The organism is Aeromonas sp. Prich7-2, from assembly GCF_017939255.1.
Classification (GTDB): Bacteria; Pseudomonadota; Gammaproteobacteria; order Enterobacterales; family Aeromonadaceae; genus Aeromonas; species Aeromonas caviae.
In genome coordinates this window covers 40,958-56,476 of the sequence record NZ_JAGKRI010000016.1, presented here as the reverse complement: position 1 = coordinate 56,476, position 15,519 = coordinate 40,958, and the positions used below count along the sequence as shown (strand labels likewise).

At 62.0% G+C, this 15,519-nt stretch carries 12 protein-coding genes; 8 read left to right on the top strand and 4 right to left on the bottom strand.

From position 1 onward, the window contains the following. Positions 1–22: 22 nt before the first annotated feature. Positions 23–3,487, bottom strand: a complete 3,465-nt coding sequence (gene mfd, locus J9892_RS04345; RefSeq protein WP_210538012.1) for a transcription-repair coupling factor — start codon at positions 3,485–3,487, stop codon at positions 23–25. Between the two features lie 42 nt (positions 3,488–3,529). Further along, entirely contained in the window at positions 3,530–4,105 is a 576-nt protein-coding gene (locus J9892_RS04340; RefSeq protein WP_042863798.1) for a PilZ domain-containing protein, read from the bottom strand. Between the two features lie 76 nt (positions 4,106–4,181). Between J9892_RS04340 and J9892_RS04335 the strand changes: the two genes are divergently transcribed. From J9892_RS04335 to lolE, 3 genes are all read left to right on the top strand, one after another. Continuing rightward, on the top strand, positions 4,182–5,417 hold the full coding sequence (locus tag J9892_RS04335; RefSeq protein ID WP_104452890.1) for a lipoprotein-releasing ABC transporter permease subunit: 1,236 nt from the start codon (positions 4,182–4,184) through the stop codon (positions 5,415–5,417). Between the two features lie 76 nt (positions 5,418–5,493). After that, complete coding sequence (lolD, locus tag J9892_RS04330) at positions 5,494–6,192, top strand: lipoprotein-releasing ABC transporter ATP-binding protein LolD (RefSeq protein ID WP_010674567.1); 699 nt, start codon at positions 5,494–5,496, stop codon at positions 6,190–6,192. Further along, positions 6,192–7,433, top strand: a complete 1,242-nt coding sequence (lolE, locus tag J9892_RS04325; RefSeq protein WP_039039045.1) for a lipoprotein-releasing ABC transporter permease subunit LolE — start codon at positions 6,192–6,194, stop codon at positions 7,431–7,433. The genes lolD and lolE overlap by 1 nt, the downstream gene beginning before the upstream one ends. Positions 7,434–7,563: 130 nt before the next feature. Here the strand turns inward: lolE and yfbR are convergent, their stop codons facing one another. Continuing rightward, positions 7,564–8,154 carry a 5'-deoxynucleotidase gene (gene yfbR, locus J9892_RS04320; RefSeq protein WP_010674569.1) on the bottom strand — a complete coding sequence of 197 codons (591 nt, stop codon included), beginning with the start codon at positions 8,152–8,154 and terminating at the stop codon, positions 7,564–7,566. Positions 8,155–8,238: 84 nt separating this feature from the next. Continuing rightward, the gene (locus tag J9892_RS04315) at positions 8,239–8,673 is read right to left on the bottom strand and encodes a YccF domain-containing protein (protein WP_042016081.1); all 435 of its coding nucleotides are present in this window, start codon (positions 8,671–8,673) and stop codon (positions 8,239–8,241) included. A gap of 430 nt (positions 8,674–9,103) precedes the next feature. Between J9892_RS04315 and tig the strand changes: the two genes are divergently transcribed. From tig to hupB, 5 genes are all read left to right on the top strand, one after another. Continuing rightward, positions 9,104–10,414 (top strand): trigger factor, encoded by a 1,311-nt coding sequence (tig, locus tag J9892_RS04310; protein ID WP_210538011.1) that lies wholly within the window; start codon positions 9,104–9,106, stop codon positions 10,412–10,414. Between the two features lie 86 nt (positions 10,415–10,500). After that, complete coding sequence (gene clpP / locus J9892_RS04305) at positions 10,501–11,124, top strand: ATP-dependent Clp endopeptidase proteolytic subunit ClpP (protein ID WP_210538010.1); 624 nt, start codon at positions 10,501–10,503, stop codon at positions 11,122–11,124. 70 nt (positions 11,125–11,194) lie between these two features. Next, the gene (clpX, locus tag J9892_RS04300; RefSeq protein WP_010674573.1) at positions 11,195–12,469 is read left to right on the top strand and encodes an ATP-dependent protease ATP-binding subunit ClpX; all 1,275 of its coding nucleotides are present in this window, start codon (positions 11,195–11,197) and stop codon (positions 12,467–12,469) included. Between the two features lie 139 nt (positions 12,470–12,608). Further along, positions 12,609–14,963 (top strand): endopeptidase La, encoded by a 2,355-nt coding sequence (gene lon, locus J9892_RS04295; RefSeq protein ID WP_041215258.1) that lies wholly within the window; start codon positions 12,609–12,611, stop codon positions 14,961–14,963. A 240-nt stretch (positions 14,964–15,203) separates the two neighbouring features. Then, entirely contained in the window at positions 15,204–15,476 is a 273-nt protein-coding gene (gene hupB / locus J9892_RS04290; RefSeq protein ID WP_005315375.1) for a nucleoid-associated protein HU-beta, read from the top strand. The last annotated feature ends 43 nt before the right edge of the window (positions 15,477–15,519 follow it).

Genomic DNA, 15,519 nt, shown 5'->3' with positions numbered 1-15,519 from the left:
CCTGCTGACGTCATGCTTCCCCTCAGGGGGTGGCATGGCGGGCGAGATCCGCCAGCAGGCCGTCCACCAGTTTGAGGCGCATGGCCCTGTCCTGGGTCGGTACCTGGAAGCGCAGCCGGGTCGGCCCGTCCATCTTGTAGATGCGCGGCTGCTCCGAGAGCAGCTTGACCAGATAGGCCGGGTTGACGCGGGTTTCCTGGGTAAAGTCCAGATAGCCGCCGCGCTCGCTCATCTCCACCCGGCGAATGCCCAGCGCCGTGGCGCGCTGGCGGAAGGCGGCCAGCTCCATCAGCGTCTTGGTCGGCTCCGGCAAGAGGCCGAAGCGATCGATGAGCTCCACTTTGAGCTCCCGCAGCTCCTGCTCGTCCGCCGCACTGGCGATGCGCTTGTACATGGAGAGGCGCATGTTGACGTCCGGGATGTAGTCGTCCGGGAGCAAGGCGGGCAGGCGCAGCTCTACCTCGGTGTGCTGGCTCATGAGCTGCTCCAGCGACGGCTCCTTGCCATGTTTGAGCGCCTCCACCGCCTGCTCCAGCATCTCCATGTAGAGGGTGAAGCCCACCGATTCAATCTGGCCGCTCTGATCGTCGCCGAGCAGCTCGCCCGCGCCCCGGATCTCCAGATCGTGGGTGGCGAGCGCAAAGCCGGCGCCGAGATCTTCCAGCGACGCGATGGCCTCCAGCCGCTTGGCCGCATCCTTGGTCATCAGCTTGGGATGGGGGGTGAGCAGGTAGGCATAGGCCTGGTGGTGGGAGCGACCGACCCGGCCCCGCAGCTGGTGCAACTGGGCCAGACCGAGATGATCCGCCCGGTCCATGATGATGGTGTTGGCGCTCGGCACGTCGATGCCGGTCTCGATGATGGTGGTGCACACCAGCAGGTTGAAGCGCTGGTGGTAGAAGTCCGACATCACCCGCTCGAGCTCCCGCTCGCGCATCTGGCCGTGGGCGATGCCGATGCGCGCCTCCGGCACCAGCTCGGCAAGATCGGCGGCGCACTTCTCGATGCTCTCCACGTCGTTGTGCAGGTAGTAGACCTGGCCGCCACGCTTCAATTCCCGCAGTACCGCCTCGCGCACCACCGCAGGTTCGTGCTGGCGCACGAAGGTCTTGATGGCGAGCCGCTTGGCGGGCGGGGTAGCGATGATGGAGAGATCCCGCATGCCGGACATGGCCATGTTGAGGGTGCGGGGAATGGGGGTCGCGGTGAGGGTGAGGATATCCACGTCGGCGCGCAGCGCCTTGATCTTCTCCTTCTGGCGCACCCCGAAGCGGTGCTCCTCGTCGACGATGAGCAGGCCCAGATCCTTGAAGGTGAGCTCGGCGCCGAGCAGCTTGTGGGTGCCGATGATGATGTCCACCTTGCCCTCGGCCATCTCCTTCATCACGGCGCTCTGCTCCTTGGCGGAGCGGAAGCGGCTCAGCACTTCCACCCGCACCGGCCAGTTGGCGAATCGGTCGCGGAAGTTGTCGTAGTGTTGCTGGGCCAGGAGGGTGGTGGGCACCAGCACGGCCACCTGCTTGCCGCCGTGCACGGCCACAAAGGCCGCCCGCATCGCCACTTCGGTCTTGCCAAAGCCCACGTCGCCGCACACCAGGCGGTCCATGCTCTTGGCCTGGCACATGTCGCCGAGCACAGCGTTGATGGCATTGAGCTGATCCTCGGTCTCCTCGAACGGGAAGCTCGCGGCAAACTGGCTGTAGGCCTCCCGGTCGTGTTTGAAGGCAAAGCCGTGACGGGCTGCCCGCATGGCATAGACATCCAGCAGCTCGGCCGCCACGTCCCGCACCTTTTCCGCCGCCTTGCGCCGCGCCTTGACCCAGGCCTCGCCGCCGAGCTTGTGGCTGGGCGGGTTGTCGGAGCCGGTGTAGCGGCTGATCAGGTGCAAACTGGTGACCGGCACGAACAGCTTGTCGCCGCCGGCGTATTCCAGGGTCAGAAACTCGGTGGGCAGGCCGCCGGCATCGATGGTCTCGAGCCCCAGGTAGCGACCGACCCCGTGATCCAGGTGCACCACCGGCTGGCCCTGGGTCAGCTCGCCCAGGTTTCGGATCACCGCATCCGAGCTCAGGTTCTTGCTCTTGTCCCGCTGGCGCTTGCTGCGGATCTTGCCGCCGAGCAGCTCGGCCTCGGTGATGAGGGCAAGGGGCATCTGGCCGGGCTCTTGCAGCAGGAAGCCCCGCTCCAGGGGACAGACCAGCAGCCCGTGGCGCGCATCGCTCACCAGGAAGGCGTCGAGGGAGGCAAACTCCCGGGGTTGCAGGTTGATCCGTGCAAGCAGATCCCCGAGCCCCTCGCGCCGCCCCTCGGACTCCACCGCAAACAGGGTGCGCCCGGCAAAGCCTTGCAGGAAGCCGTCAAGGGCCAGCAGGGGCTGCTCCTTGCTGTGGTCGAGCTGCAGATCCGGCAGGGGGGCGAGGGGCAGATCGTGCTGACCCGCTCCGCCGTCAACGGTCGCCTCCTGCAGACGCACGGCGCCATAGTCCCCGAGGGCGGCGAAGAGCTGCTCCACCGGCAGATAGATCTGCTGGGGCGGCAGCAGGGGACGGGTGTTGTCCCAGCGCCTGTCTTCATAGCGCTGGCCGATGTCGTTCCAGAAGCGCTGGGCCGCGGGGTAGATCTCCCCCACGGTGAGCAGCAGGGTGTTTTCGGGCAGGTAATCAAACAGGCTGGCGGTCTGCTGGAAGAAGAGCGGCAGGTAGTATTCGATACCGGCGGGCCAGCGCCCCTTGCTCACCTCCTGATAGACGGAGCCCTCGGCGCGGGAGATCTCGAACTGTTCGCGATACTGGCCACGAAACAGCTCGATGGCCCCCTCGTCGGTGGGAAATTCCCGTGCGGGCAGGAGGCTCACCGACTTCACCGGCTCGCTGGAGCGCTGGGTCTCGGGATCGAACGGGCGGATGGAGTCCACCTCGTCATCGAAAAAATCAATGCGATAGGGGCGGCTGCTCCCCATGGGGAAGAGATCCAGCAGGGAGCCGCGGGCGGCGAATTCGCCGTGCTCCAGCACCTGTTCCACCGCCACGTAGCCCGCCTCCGCCAGACGCCCGCGCAGCTGCTGCAGGTTGAGGCGCTGGCCGCTTGTGACCATCAGGCTGTATTTGTCGAGATAAGCCTGGGGCGCCGTGCGCAGCATCAGGGTGGAGATGGGCACGATGAGCACGCCGTGGCGCATCTGCGGCAACTGGTAGAGGGTCTCGAGGCGCTGGGAGATGATGTCCTGGTGGGGAGAGAAGCTGTCGTAGGGCAGGGTCTCCCAGTCCGGGAACAGCAGCACCGGGCAATCCTGATCCGCCAGCAGGAACCCCAGTTCCTGTTCAAGGCGCAGGGCGCTCGGGGTATCGGCGGTGACCAGCAGGACGGGTCTTCGGGCTTCCCGGGTGAGGCGGGCGGCAACCAGAGCCAGGCTGCTGCCGACCAGCTGGCCGAACGTTGTCTTCTGGCCCGCTTTGGCGGGCAAGGCGGGGAGGGTCATTGGCATCATCGGAGTCTTTTACTGTTGGCGTTCTTTTGACATGGACCTGGGTTAGCGCTGACGTTCCTGGGCACGCAGCTTGAGCTGTTTCGACTGCACATGCAGGCTGGCGCGCACCAGCAGCTCCCGGTCATCCTCGCGGATGCGTACGTAGTCGAGCACCACGTGGGTGCCGTGCTCTCCGGCGTCCCGCTGCACGACCTCGCCGTAGCAGTAGACGGCGGAGGCCTCTTCCCGCAGGAAGATCTTGAGCCGCACGATCTGGTGCAGGGCGGGGGCCTCCCCGTGCCCCTGGTGGGGGTGCAGGTAGGTGAGCTGCCCGGCGCCAAAGCGCAGGGTGTGGAAGCGGTGCTCGGGATGATCCTGGGCCGCCAGCACATAGCCCATGATCATGTCGATCTTGCGGGACTGCTGATTGATGATCTCCACCAGATCGTGCATGGACTCGTTCTGGCTGCGCAGCAACCGGCTGCTCACCAGATCGATGGAGGTGATGGCGGAGGCGATGCGAAACGGCTCGGGCAACTCGGCCTCCAGGGCCTCCAGCGTCGGCAGACGAAAGTCGGCCGGCATGGGGATCACATTGACCGGCGTGGCATGGGTGACGCTGAAGAACTGTTCCTGCATGGAGGCTATCCCTTGTTGTCATAGACGGTTTCCCTTTATTATCCGGTATCTTATTTCGTTGGCAACGTAGATATCCTTGAAGACCGGACTTTTTCAGCCACTGTCGCTGGCCATCGGCCTGCGTTATGCAGGCTCGCGACGCAGTAACCGCTTCGTCTCCTTTATCTCCCTGTTCTCCACCTTTGGCATCGCCATCGGGGTCGCCGCCCTGATGGTGGTGATCTCGGTGATGAACGGGTTCGAAGGCCAGCTCAAGGGGCGCATCCTCGGGGTGATCCCCCATGTGGTGGTGACCAATCAGGCCGGACGCATCGAGGCCGAGCCCGAAGGTCTGCCCGATCTGGCCGGCTTGCCCCACGTGGTGGCCACGGCCCCCATGCTCGACAGCGAAGGCATGCTGCAAAGCCCGGGTCAGCTCACCGGCGTGAGCGTGCAGGGGATCGATCCCGCCCGCTGGCCCAAGGATGACATCCTGCACGCCCAGATGCTGGGAGGGCGCCTTGACAGCCTGCAGGCCGGTGAATACCACATCGTGCTGGGGCAGGGGGTGGCCAGCCGACTCAAGGTCTCTATCGGCGACCAGGTGCGTCTCATTCTGACCGAAGGTACCCGCTTTACCCCCTTTGGCCGGGTGCCGGCCCAGCGTCTTTTCACCGTCTCCGGCATTTTCGGGGTCGGCGCCGACGTGGACAGCCAGGTGGCCCTGATTGCCCTGGGGGATGCCCAGCGCATGCTGCGCCTGCCCGCAGACAAGGTGGGCGGCATCCGCCTCTGGCTGGACGATCCCTTCGCCGCCGACGAGGTGGTGAAGACCGCGTTGCCGGACGGGCTGGAGTGGCAGGACTGGCGCCGCGAGCGCGGCGAGCTGTTCCAGGCGGTGGCCATGGAAAAACGGATGATGGGGCTGATGCTGGTGCTGATCATCGCGGTCGCCACCTTCAACATCCTCTCCGCCCTGGTGATGGTGGTCACCGACAAGGAAGGGGAGGTGGCCATCCTGCGTACCATGGGCATGAGCGAATCCGGCATCGTCAAGATCTTCATGGTGCTGGGGGCGTCGAGCGGCGTCATCGGCGCCCTGTTCGGGGGGCTGGCGGGGCTGGCGCTCTGCTTCGGCCTCAATCCTCTGCTCAATGCCCTTGGGCTCAACCTCTATATGGCGGCGGGGGGCAGCGGTCTGCCGGTCATCGTCGAGCCGGCCCAGGTCATGACCATCCTGCTGGGTGCCGTGCTGCTGAGTTTCAGTGCCACCCTTTATCCGGCCTCCCGCGCGGCCCGGGTCAAACCGGCGGAGGCGCTGCGTTATGAATAATTCATCTTCTGTTGTTACTGGTGCCGGTGTTGCTACCGGCGCCAGCGTTGTTACAGGTGCAAGTGGAGCCTCCTTTATGAATCAATCCGTCTCCTGCGAGCCGCTGCTGCGCTGCCAGGCCCTCAATCATGTCTACAAAGAGGGCAATCTGGAGACCCAGGTACTCAAGGGGATCGAGCTGGACGTCGCCCCCGGGGAGATGCTGGCGGTGGTGGGGAGCTCGGGCTCCGGCAAGACCACCCTGCTGCACCTGATGGGGGCGCTGGACAACCCCTCCAGCGGCGCCGTGCTGTTCAAGGGGCAGGACATCCATGGCTGGGACAGCCGTACCCAGGCGAGGTTTCGCAACCAGGAGCTGGGTTTCGTTTACCAGTTCCACCACCTGCTCTCGGAATTCAGCGCGCTGGAAAATGCGGCCATGCCGCTGCTGATCGCCGGTGAGTCGGTGGCCAGCGCCACCGAGAAGGCGAGCAAGATGCTGGGGCGGGTGGGGCTCTCCCACCGTCTCAACCACAGACCGTCCGAGCTCTCCGGTGGCGAGCGCCAGCGGGTGGCCATCGCCCGTGCCCTGGTCAACGAACCCAGCCTGGTGCTGGCGGACGAGCCCACCGGCAACCTGGATCATGCCAGCGCCACCGCCGTCTATGAGCTCTTGTGCGAGCTCAACCGCGAGCTTGGCACCGCGTTCGTGGTGGTGACCCATGACTTGAGCCTGGCGGCCAAGCTCCACCGCCGGGTCACCCTGGTGAGCGGCATCATGGCGGAGGTCGCCTGATGTTCAAACCGCTGCCCCTGTTCCTGGGCCTGCGTTACAGCCGCTCCCGCCGCCGCAACGGCTTCATCGCCTTTATCTCGGCCTCTTCCCTCATCGGCATCGCCCTCGGGGTGATGGCCCTCATTCTTGGCCTCTCCGCCATGAACGGGTTCGAGCGGGAGCTCAAGAACCGGGTGCTCTCCGTGGTACCCCACGGCGAGCTCATCGGCATGGAGGCGCCACTGCCTGACTGGCCGCGGCTCAGGGACTACCTGCTGGCCCAGCCCGGGGTGGAGGCGGCTGCCCCGGTCATTCGCCTGGACGGCCTGCTGGAGCACGGCTCCGCCCTCAAGGGGGTCCAGCTGCGTGCGGTGCTGCCGGAGCTGGAAGCCAATCTCTCCGATGCGGGCAACTTCATGACGGGGCGGGGCCTTCGCGAGCTGCAGGCGGGTGAACACGGGGTCATCCTCGGCAAGATCATCGCCGACAAGCTGGGGGTCAAGACAGGGGACACCGTCACCCTGCTGCTGCCCCAAGCGGGGGATGCCGCCGGCATCAAGAACCCGAAACGGGAGGCGCTCACCGTGGTGGGGCTGCTCGAGATCGGCGGCCAGCTCGACGGCCTGCTCGGCTTCATGCACCTGGCGGACGCCCAGGCCATCACCGGCATGGGCAGCGCGGTGGAGGGGTTCAGCCTCAAGGTGAGCGACGTGCTCAAGGCCCAGTCCATCACGGTGGCGGCGGCCCAGAAATTCCCGCACTACGTCTATATCAGCAGCTGGATGAGCCGTCAGGGTTATCTCTATCAGGACATCCAGATGGTGCGCACCGTGATGTACGTGGTGATGCTGATGGTGGTGGCGGTGGCCTGCTTCAACATCGTCTCCACCCTGGTGATGGCGGTGAACGAGAAGCGCAGCGAGATCGCCATCTTGAAGACCATGGGGGCGAGCCCGGGCCAGATCCGGCTCACCTTCGTCATCCAGGGGATGGTGAACGGGGTGGCGGGAGCCTTGCTAGGCGCCCTGCTGGGCGGCCTGCTCTCCAGCAAGCTGACCCAGATCCTGAGCGCCATCGAAGGAGTGATCGGGCACCGTTTCCTCAATCCGGACATCTACTTCATCGACTTCCTGCCGACCGAGCTGCACATGCAGGACTTGCTCATCGTGACCGGCGCCGCCATCCTGATGAGCCTGGTGGCGACCCTCTATCCCGCCTGGCGGGCGAGCGGCCTGGTGCCGTCCCGGGAGCTGGGGCATTGATGCCCATGGATGTGATAACGGGCCCTGCGGGGCCCTTTTTATTGTCACTCTTTTGTGGGGAACCCCCCGAAGTGGCGGTTATCGAGGCAATACGCAGGAGGAGATGATGCCCGGTGCCGTGTTGATGGCATCAATGGGCATTCAACTCATCGAGAGGCAGTGAAAAACTCCCCACGAAGACATCGATGAAGTAGCGCATGGCGGGGTTCATCCTGGCGTCCAGCATCTGCTCGAGGCGCTTTCGCGCGGGCTCGAACTCCCGGTTGCCGACGCTCAGCTCCTCCAGACACTTGGTGTAGGCACAGAGGGTGTCTGCATCCTTCACCAGGCTGGTGAGGGCCTCGTCCTGGGCGCCGGAGTCGAGCAGGGGGCGAAAGTCCTCGACCAGCTCAGGCGGCAACATGCCCAGCAGGCGCTGCTCGGCGGCAAGCTCAATCTTCTTGTATTCACGGGCGATTTCGGGATTGAAGTACTTGACCGGGGTGGGCAGATCCCCGGTCAGCACCTCGCTGCTGTCGTGGTAGAGGGCCATGACGGCGGCCCGGTCTGCATCCACCTGAGCGCCGAACAGGCGATTGCTGATAAGGCCGAGGGCGTGGGCCACCATGGCAACCTGCAAGCTGTGCTCGGCGATGTTTTCGGGCTGGATGTTGCGCATCAGGGGCCAGCGGTAGATGAGGCGCATACGGGCGAGGTTGGCAAAAAAATGGCTGGGCAGCATGAAAGACCTCGAATGGGGCAATGAAAAAGGGCAGACCCTAGTCTGCCCTTTTTTCCACCCGCAAGGATAGTCTGAGATGGGCTGTCAGCGGATGTAGCGGCCCGATTCGGCCTCGTGGTTGGTCACTATCATCTGGCCGATGGGGGCCAGGCTGATGAGGGCCAGCTTGAGGTGCTGGATGCCGAACGGGATGCCGACGATGGTGACGAAACAGGCCAGCGCCGAGGCGATGTGGCCGATGGCCAGCCAGACCCCGATGAGCACAAACCAGAGAATGTTGCCAATCAGCCCCAGGGCACCGGTGCCGATGTCGCTCTGGCCCGTCATGCTCTTGCGGCTCACCGCCTGCTTGCCAAACGGGAAGAAGGTGAAGGTGCCGATGACGAAGCAGGCGCGTCCCCAGGGGATCCCGATGAGGGAGATGAAGCAGAGCAGCCCCGCCAGCCACCAGGCCAGCCCCATGAAGACGCCTCCCAGCACGAACCAGAGCAGATTGAACAAGAAGCGGAAAAAGGACATGTGGGTGACTCCAGCAGCACGTGAATTGGTTGTCACCATAGCGAGCCCGGCCGGGGGACGCAATGGCACAGGCGAGAAGGTGGACAATTTGGGTCGCAGCACGCCATTTTTGTGCCTGATTGGCGGCGGATGGCGATCAAAATGGCCCGTTCGCCGTGAAAAAGAGTGAGCCAGTGCAAATTATTGCGGATGGAATGCTTGAACTCGGTGCAAGGCTTCCCCATATAGGAGAAAGTCTTGCGCAAATTGTGCTGTCTGTGCCCCGGATGGGGGATGTGCGGCTCGACGCGACCACTGCACGCCGCTATAATGTCGCGTCATATTTTCTCATCACAAAGACAGTCGTTGTCTTTATAAACAGGAAGACTCCGGGCTTGCCCGGGGGCAATAAAGGGTCAGCACGCAGTGCTGAGTTGAACGAGGTAAAAGAATGCAAGTTTCTGTAGAGACAACCCAGGGTCTGGAACGCCGTCTTACCATCACTGTACCGGCCGCTACCGTTGACGCCGCCGTGCGCAAAGAATTGAATGGCCTGGCCAAAACCCGTCGCATCGACGGTTTCCGTCCTGGCAAGGCTCCGGTTGCCATCATCAAGAAGATGTTCGGTGCCATGGCTCACGCCCGCGTTGCCGATGAAATGATGCAGAACAACTTCATCAAGGCCATCATCGAGAACAAACTGAGCCCGGCTGGCGCCCCGACCATGGATCCGAAAGAGATCAAAGAAGGTCAGGATTTCGAGTTCACCGCCACTTTCGAAGTGTATCCGGAGTTCGAAGTTGCCGGTCTGGAGAGCATCAAGGTCGAGAAGCCGGTTGCCACCGTTAAGGACAGCGACCTGGAAAACATGATCGACACCCTGCGCAAGCAGCACGCCACCTGGACTGAAGCCGCTGTGGCTGCCGCCAACGGCATGCGTGTGACCATGGACTTCGTCGGTTCCATCGACGGTGAAGAGTTCGACGGTGGCAAGGCTGAAGGCTTCACTCTGGAACTGGGCGCTGGCCGCATGATCCCGGGCTTCGAAGACGCCATCCTGGGCAAGAAAGCGGGCGACGAGTTCACCATCGAGGTGACTTTCCCGGCTGACTACCACGCCGAAGCCCTGAAGGGCAAGGCTGCCAAATTTGCTTCCAAGCTGCACAAGGTTGAAGAGCAGGTGCTGCCCGAGCTGACCGAAGAGTTCGTCAAGCGTTTCGGCATCGAGAGCGGCAGCGTTGAAGAACTGAAGGCAGAAGTGCGCAAGAACATGGAGCGCGAACTGGCCCAGGCCCTGAAAAACAGCGTGAAAGAGCAGGTACTGAACGGCCTGGTTGAAACCAACCAGATCGATCTGCCGAAAGCTGCCGTTGCCCAGGAAATCGACACCCTGCGTCAGCAGGCTCTGCAGCGCTTCGGTGGCTTCCAGGGCGGCAACGCCCCCGAGCTGCCGGCCGAGCTGTTCCAGGCCCAGGCCGAGCGCCGTGTCCGCGTTGGTCTGCTGCTGGGTGACGTCATCCGCACCAACGAGATCAAGGCTGACGACGCCCGTGTGACCAGCATCATCGAGTCCATGGCCACTGCCTACGAAGATCCGAAAGAAGTGATCGAGTACTATCAGCAGAACGAGCAGATGCTGAACGGCGTGCGCAACCTGGCCATTGAAGATCAAGCCATCGATCTGATCCTGTCCAAGGCGCAAGTCACCGAGAAAGAAGTTGCCTTCGACGAAGTGATCAACAAGTCCGGTGCCGCTGCCTAAGAACATTTGACTTAAGGTCAAAACTGTTAAGTATAATGGCTCGTGTGATCTCCACTCGGGCCATTTTATTTTAGGGACAATGCCTTATGTACAAGAACTATAACGATGTGACTGAATCCCCACGCAATGCGCTCATCCCGATGGTGGTAGAGCAAACCGCGAAAGGGGAGCGTTCCTACGACATCTATTCCCGTCTGCTGAAAGAGCGGGTGATCTTCCTGACCGGTCAGGTCGAGGATCACATGGCGAACCTGGTGGTGGCCCAACTGCTGTTCCTGGAGTCCGAGAACCCGGATCAGGACATCAGCATCTACATCAACTCGCCGGGTGGTGCCGTCACTGCGGGTATGTCCATCTATGACACCATGCAGTTCATCAAGCCGGACGTGAGCACCGTCTGCATGGGGCAGGCCTGCTCCATGGGGGCCTTCCTGCTGGCCGGTGGCGCCAAGGGCAAGCGTTTCTGCCTGCCCAATGCCCGAGTGATGATCCACCAGCCGCTGGGCGGCTTCCAGGGGCAGGCTTCTGACATCCAGATCCATGCCCAGGAGATCCTGAAAATCAAGAATACCCTGAACGATCGTCTGGCGTTCCATACCGGTCAGGACATGGCCACCATCGAGCACGACACCGACCGTGACAATTTCATGTCTGCCGAGCAGGCCGTTGCCTATGGTCTGGTTGACGGCATCCTGAGCCAGCGCGGCTGAGCAGGGTACCCCGTCCTGTTGTAAACTCAACAGGACGATCCATCTTCTATTGATAAAACGAGGTCGCTGAATGACAGAGAAACGCAAGGGTGAGGGCGACAAGCTGCTGTATTGCTCTTTCTGCGGCAAAAGCCAGCATGAAGTGCGCAAGCTGATCGCTGGCCCTTCCGTCTACGTATGTGATGAGTGTGTCGAGCTGTGCAACGACATCATCCGCGAAGAGATCCGCGAGATCTCTCCCAAGCGCGATGGTAGCGAGCTGCCGACCCCTCATGAAATCCGCGCCCATCTGGACGACTACGTGATCGGTCAGGAGTACGCCAAGAAGGTGCTGGCAGTGGCTGTCTACAACCACTACAAGCGTCTTCGCAGCGGCAGCGAGTCCGGTGGCGTGGAGCTGGGCAAATCCAACATTCTGCTGATTGGCCCCACCGGCAGCGGCAAGACTCTGCTGGCCGAGACCCTGGCTCGTCTGCTGGATGTGCCCTTCACCATGGCCGATGCTACCACCCTGACCGAAGCCGGTTACGTGGGCGAGGACGTGGAGAACATCATCCAGAAGTTGCTGCAAAAGTGCGACTACGACGTGGAGAAGGCCCAGCGCGGTATCGTCTACATCGACGAGATCGACAAGATCTCCCGCAAGTCGGACAACCCCTCCATCACCCGCGACGTGTCCGGGGAAGGGGTGCAGCAGGCCCTGCTGAAACTGATCGAAGGCACCATCGCCTCCGTGCCGCCCCAGGGCGGTCGCAAGCACCCGCAGCAGGAGTTTTTGCAGGTCGACACCTCCAAGATCCTGTTCATCTGTGGTGGTGCCTTCGCGGGGCTGGACAAGGTGATCGAGCAGCGTTCCGTCAAGGGCACCGGCATCGGTTTTGGCGCCGAGGTGAAATCCAAGAATGCCAAGGCAACCCTGAGCGAGAATTTTGCCAAGGTGGAGCCGGAAGATCTCATCAAGTACGGTCTCATCCCCGAGTTCATCGGTCGTCTGCCGGTGGTCGCGACCCTGACCGAGCTTGACGAGGCGGCCCTCATCCAGATCCTGAAAGAGCCGAAGAACGCGTTGACCAAGCAGTATGCCGCGCTGTTTGCCCTGGAAGAGGTGGAGCTGGAGTTTCGTGACGACGCGCTCAATGCCATTGCCCGCAAGGCCATGGAGCGCAAAACCGGTGCCCGGGGTCTGCGTTCCATTGTCGAGGCCGTGCTGCTCGACACCATGTATGACCTGCCCTCCCTGAAAGGGGTCAGCAAGGTGGTGATCGACGAGACGGTGATCAAGGGAGACTCCGCGCCCCTGATGATCTACGACAATCCCGAGACTCAGGCCGCAGCCTCAGAGTAACTGTCTGATTTTTAATCACATAAAGGGGCTTTTTGCCCCTTTCATGCTTTTTACGGCCAAGGCGATTGAATCTCATCTTTGCGCCCCCATATACTCAGCCAAGCCTTTGCCAACGGTATAACAAGCCGAGAGGACATATATGAACCTAGAGCGTTCAGAACGCATCGAGATTCCCGTCCTGCCTCTTCGTGACGTGGTGGTCTATCCCCACATGGTCATTCCACTCTTTGTGGGGCGGGAAAAATCCATTCGCTGTCTGGAAGCGGCCATGGAGCAGGACAAGAAAGTCCTGCTGGTGGCCCAGAAGGATGCGTCGACTGACGAACCGACGGTGGAGGAAATTTTCTCCGTCGGGACAGTGGCCAATATTCTGCAGATGCTCAAGCTGCCGGACGGCACCGTCAAGGTGCTGGTGGAGGGGGGCCAGCGTGCCCGCCTTGAGCGGATGATTGACGATCGCGACTTCTTTGTCGGGGAGGCCCAGTACATCGCGTCTGCTCCCATCGAGGAGAAGGATCAGGACGTGCTGGTGCGCTCTGCCATCGGCCAGTTCGAAGGTTACATCAAGCTCAACAAGAAGATCCCGCCCGAGGTACTCACCTCGATTTCGGCGATCGACGATGCGGCGCGCCTGGCCGATACCATGGCTGCCCACATGCCGCTCAAGCTCGAAGACAAGCAGAAGGTGCTGGAAATCGCCTCCGTGTCCGAGCGCATCGAGTTTCTGATGGCCATGATGGAGTCGGAGATCGATCTGCTGCAGGTCGAGAAGCGCATCCGCTCCCGGGTCAAGAAGCAGATGGAGAAGAGCCAGCGGGAGTATTACCTCAACGAGCAGATGAAGGCCATCCAGAAAGAGCTGGGTGAGCTGGAAGATAGCCCGGATGAATTCGAAGCCCTCAATCGCAAGATTGAAGAGGCCGGGATGCCGGAGGATGCCCGCGAGAAGGCCCAGGCCGAGCTCGCCAAGCTCAAGATGATGTCCCCCATGTCGGCGGAAGCCACCGTGGTGCGCAGCTATGTGGACTGGATGGTGCAGGTGCCCTGGAAGACCCGCTCCAAGGTCAAGAAAGACCTGGGCAAGGCCCAGGAGGTGCTGGATGCGGATCACTATGGCCTGGACAAGGTCAAGGATCGCATCCTCGAATACCTGGCAGTGCAGGCGCGTGTGAACAAGCTCAAGGGCCCCATCCTCTGCCTGGTCGGGCCTCCCGGCGTGGGCAAGACCTCCCTGGGCCAGTCCATCGCCAAGGCCACCGGCCGCAAGTATGTGCGCATGGCCCTGGGTGGGGTGCGTGACGAGGCGGAGATCCGTGGTCACCGTCGTACCTACATCGGCTCCATGCCCGGCAAGCTCATCCAGAAGATGGCGAAAGTCGGCGTGAAGAACCCGCTGTTCCTGCTCGACGAAATCGACAAGATGAGCTCGGACATGCGTGGCGATCCCGCTTCCGCCCTGCTGGAGGTGCTGGATCCCGAGCAGAACAGCAGCTTCAACGATCACTATCTGGAAGTGGATTATGACCTGTCGGACGTGATGTTCGTGGCGACCTCCAACTCCATGAACATCCCGGGTCCGCTGCTGGACCGGATGGAAGTGATCCGTCTGTCCGGTTACACCGAGGACGAGAAGCTCAACATTGCCAAGCAGCACCTGGTGGCCAAGCAGATCCAGCGCAACGGCCTGAAGCCTTCCGAGATCACCATTGAGGATTCGGCGCTGATCGGGGTGATTCGCTACTACACCCGCGAGGCGGGTGTGCGCAGCCTGGAGCGTGAAATCTCCAAAATCTGTCGCAAGGCAGTCAAACGCATCCTGCTGGACAAGAGCATCAAGCATGTTCAGGTCAACCAGGAGAACCTCAAGGAGTTCCTGGGGGTACAGCGCTTTGACTATGGCAAGGCCACCGACCAGAACCAGATTGGTCAGGTGTGCGGGCTGGCGTGGACCGAAGTGGGGGGCGATCTGCTCACCATCGAGACCACCAACATGCCGGGCAAGGGCAAGCTCACTTACACCGGTTCCCTCGGTGACGTGATGCAGGAGTCCATCCAGGCGGCCATGACGGTGGTGCGGGCCCGTGCCGAGAAGCTGCGTATCAACGGCGACTTCTACGAGAAGCGCGACATCCACGTGCACGTGCCGGAAGGGGCGACCCCGAAAGACGGCCCGAGCGCCGGTATCGCCATGTGTACCGCCCTGGTCTCCAGCCTCACCGGCAACCCGGTGCGTGCCGACGTGGCCATGACGGGTGAAATCACCCTGCGTGGCGAGGTGCTGCCCATCGGTGGTCTCAAGGAGAAACTGCTGGCGGCCCACCGTGGTGGCATCAAGCGTGTGCTGATCCCGAAAGAGAACGAACGTGACCTCGAGGAGATCCCGGCCAACGTCAAACAAGATCTTGAAATCTATCCGGTTCGCTGGATTGATGAGGTGCTTGCACTGGCGTTGCAGGACAATCCGCAAGGTTTCGAACGCGTTTCTGTCGTGTAAATGTTGATGCGCCGCAAATTTGGCGCATTCGGGGGGTGGTTAAGGCTTGCATGCACCGGACAACGGAAGTAGCCTTGACCACCGATCGGGTACTCATGATGAGTCGCAATGCGTGATGTGGCGCGGGTTTGCGCCAGATTGTCACTTGCAACTGATCAGGAGGCTTGTTATAAAACCTCCACTTGTTGTGGCCAGGGAAATCAGCGCCGCAGCGATGTTCGATAAAAGGGGAATATAAGAGTGAATAAATCTCAACTGATTGACAAGATTGCAGACGGTGCTGATATCTCCAAAGCTGCCGCTGGCCGTGCGCTGGATGCCTTCATCGATGCCGTGGGCGAAGCCCTGAAAGAGGGTGACCAGGTTGCTCTGGTTGGTTTCGGTACTTTCGCCGTTCGCGAGCGTGCAGCCCGTTCCGGCCGCAACCCGCAAACTGGTGCGACCATCGAAATCGCTGCCGGTAAAGTTCCTGCCTTCAAAGCCGGCAAGGCCCTGAAAGACGCGGTCAACTAAGCCGGTCGCTGATATCTATCGGCACCGTCCTTGGTCTCTGACC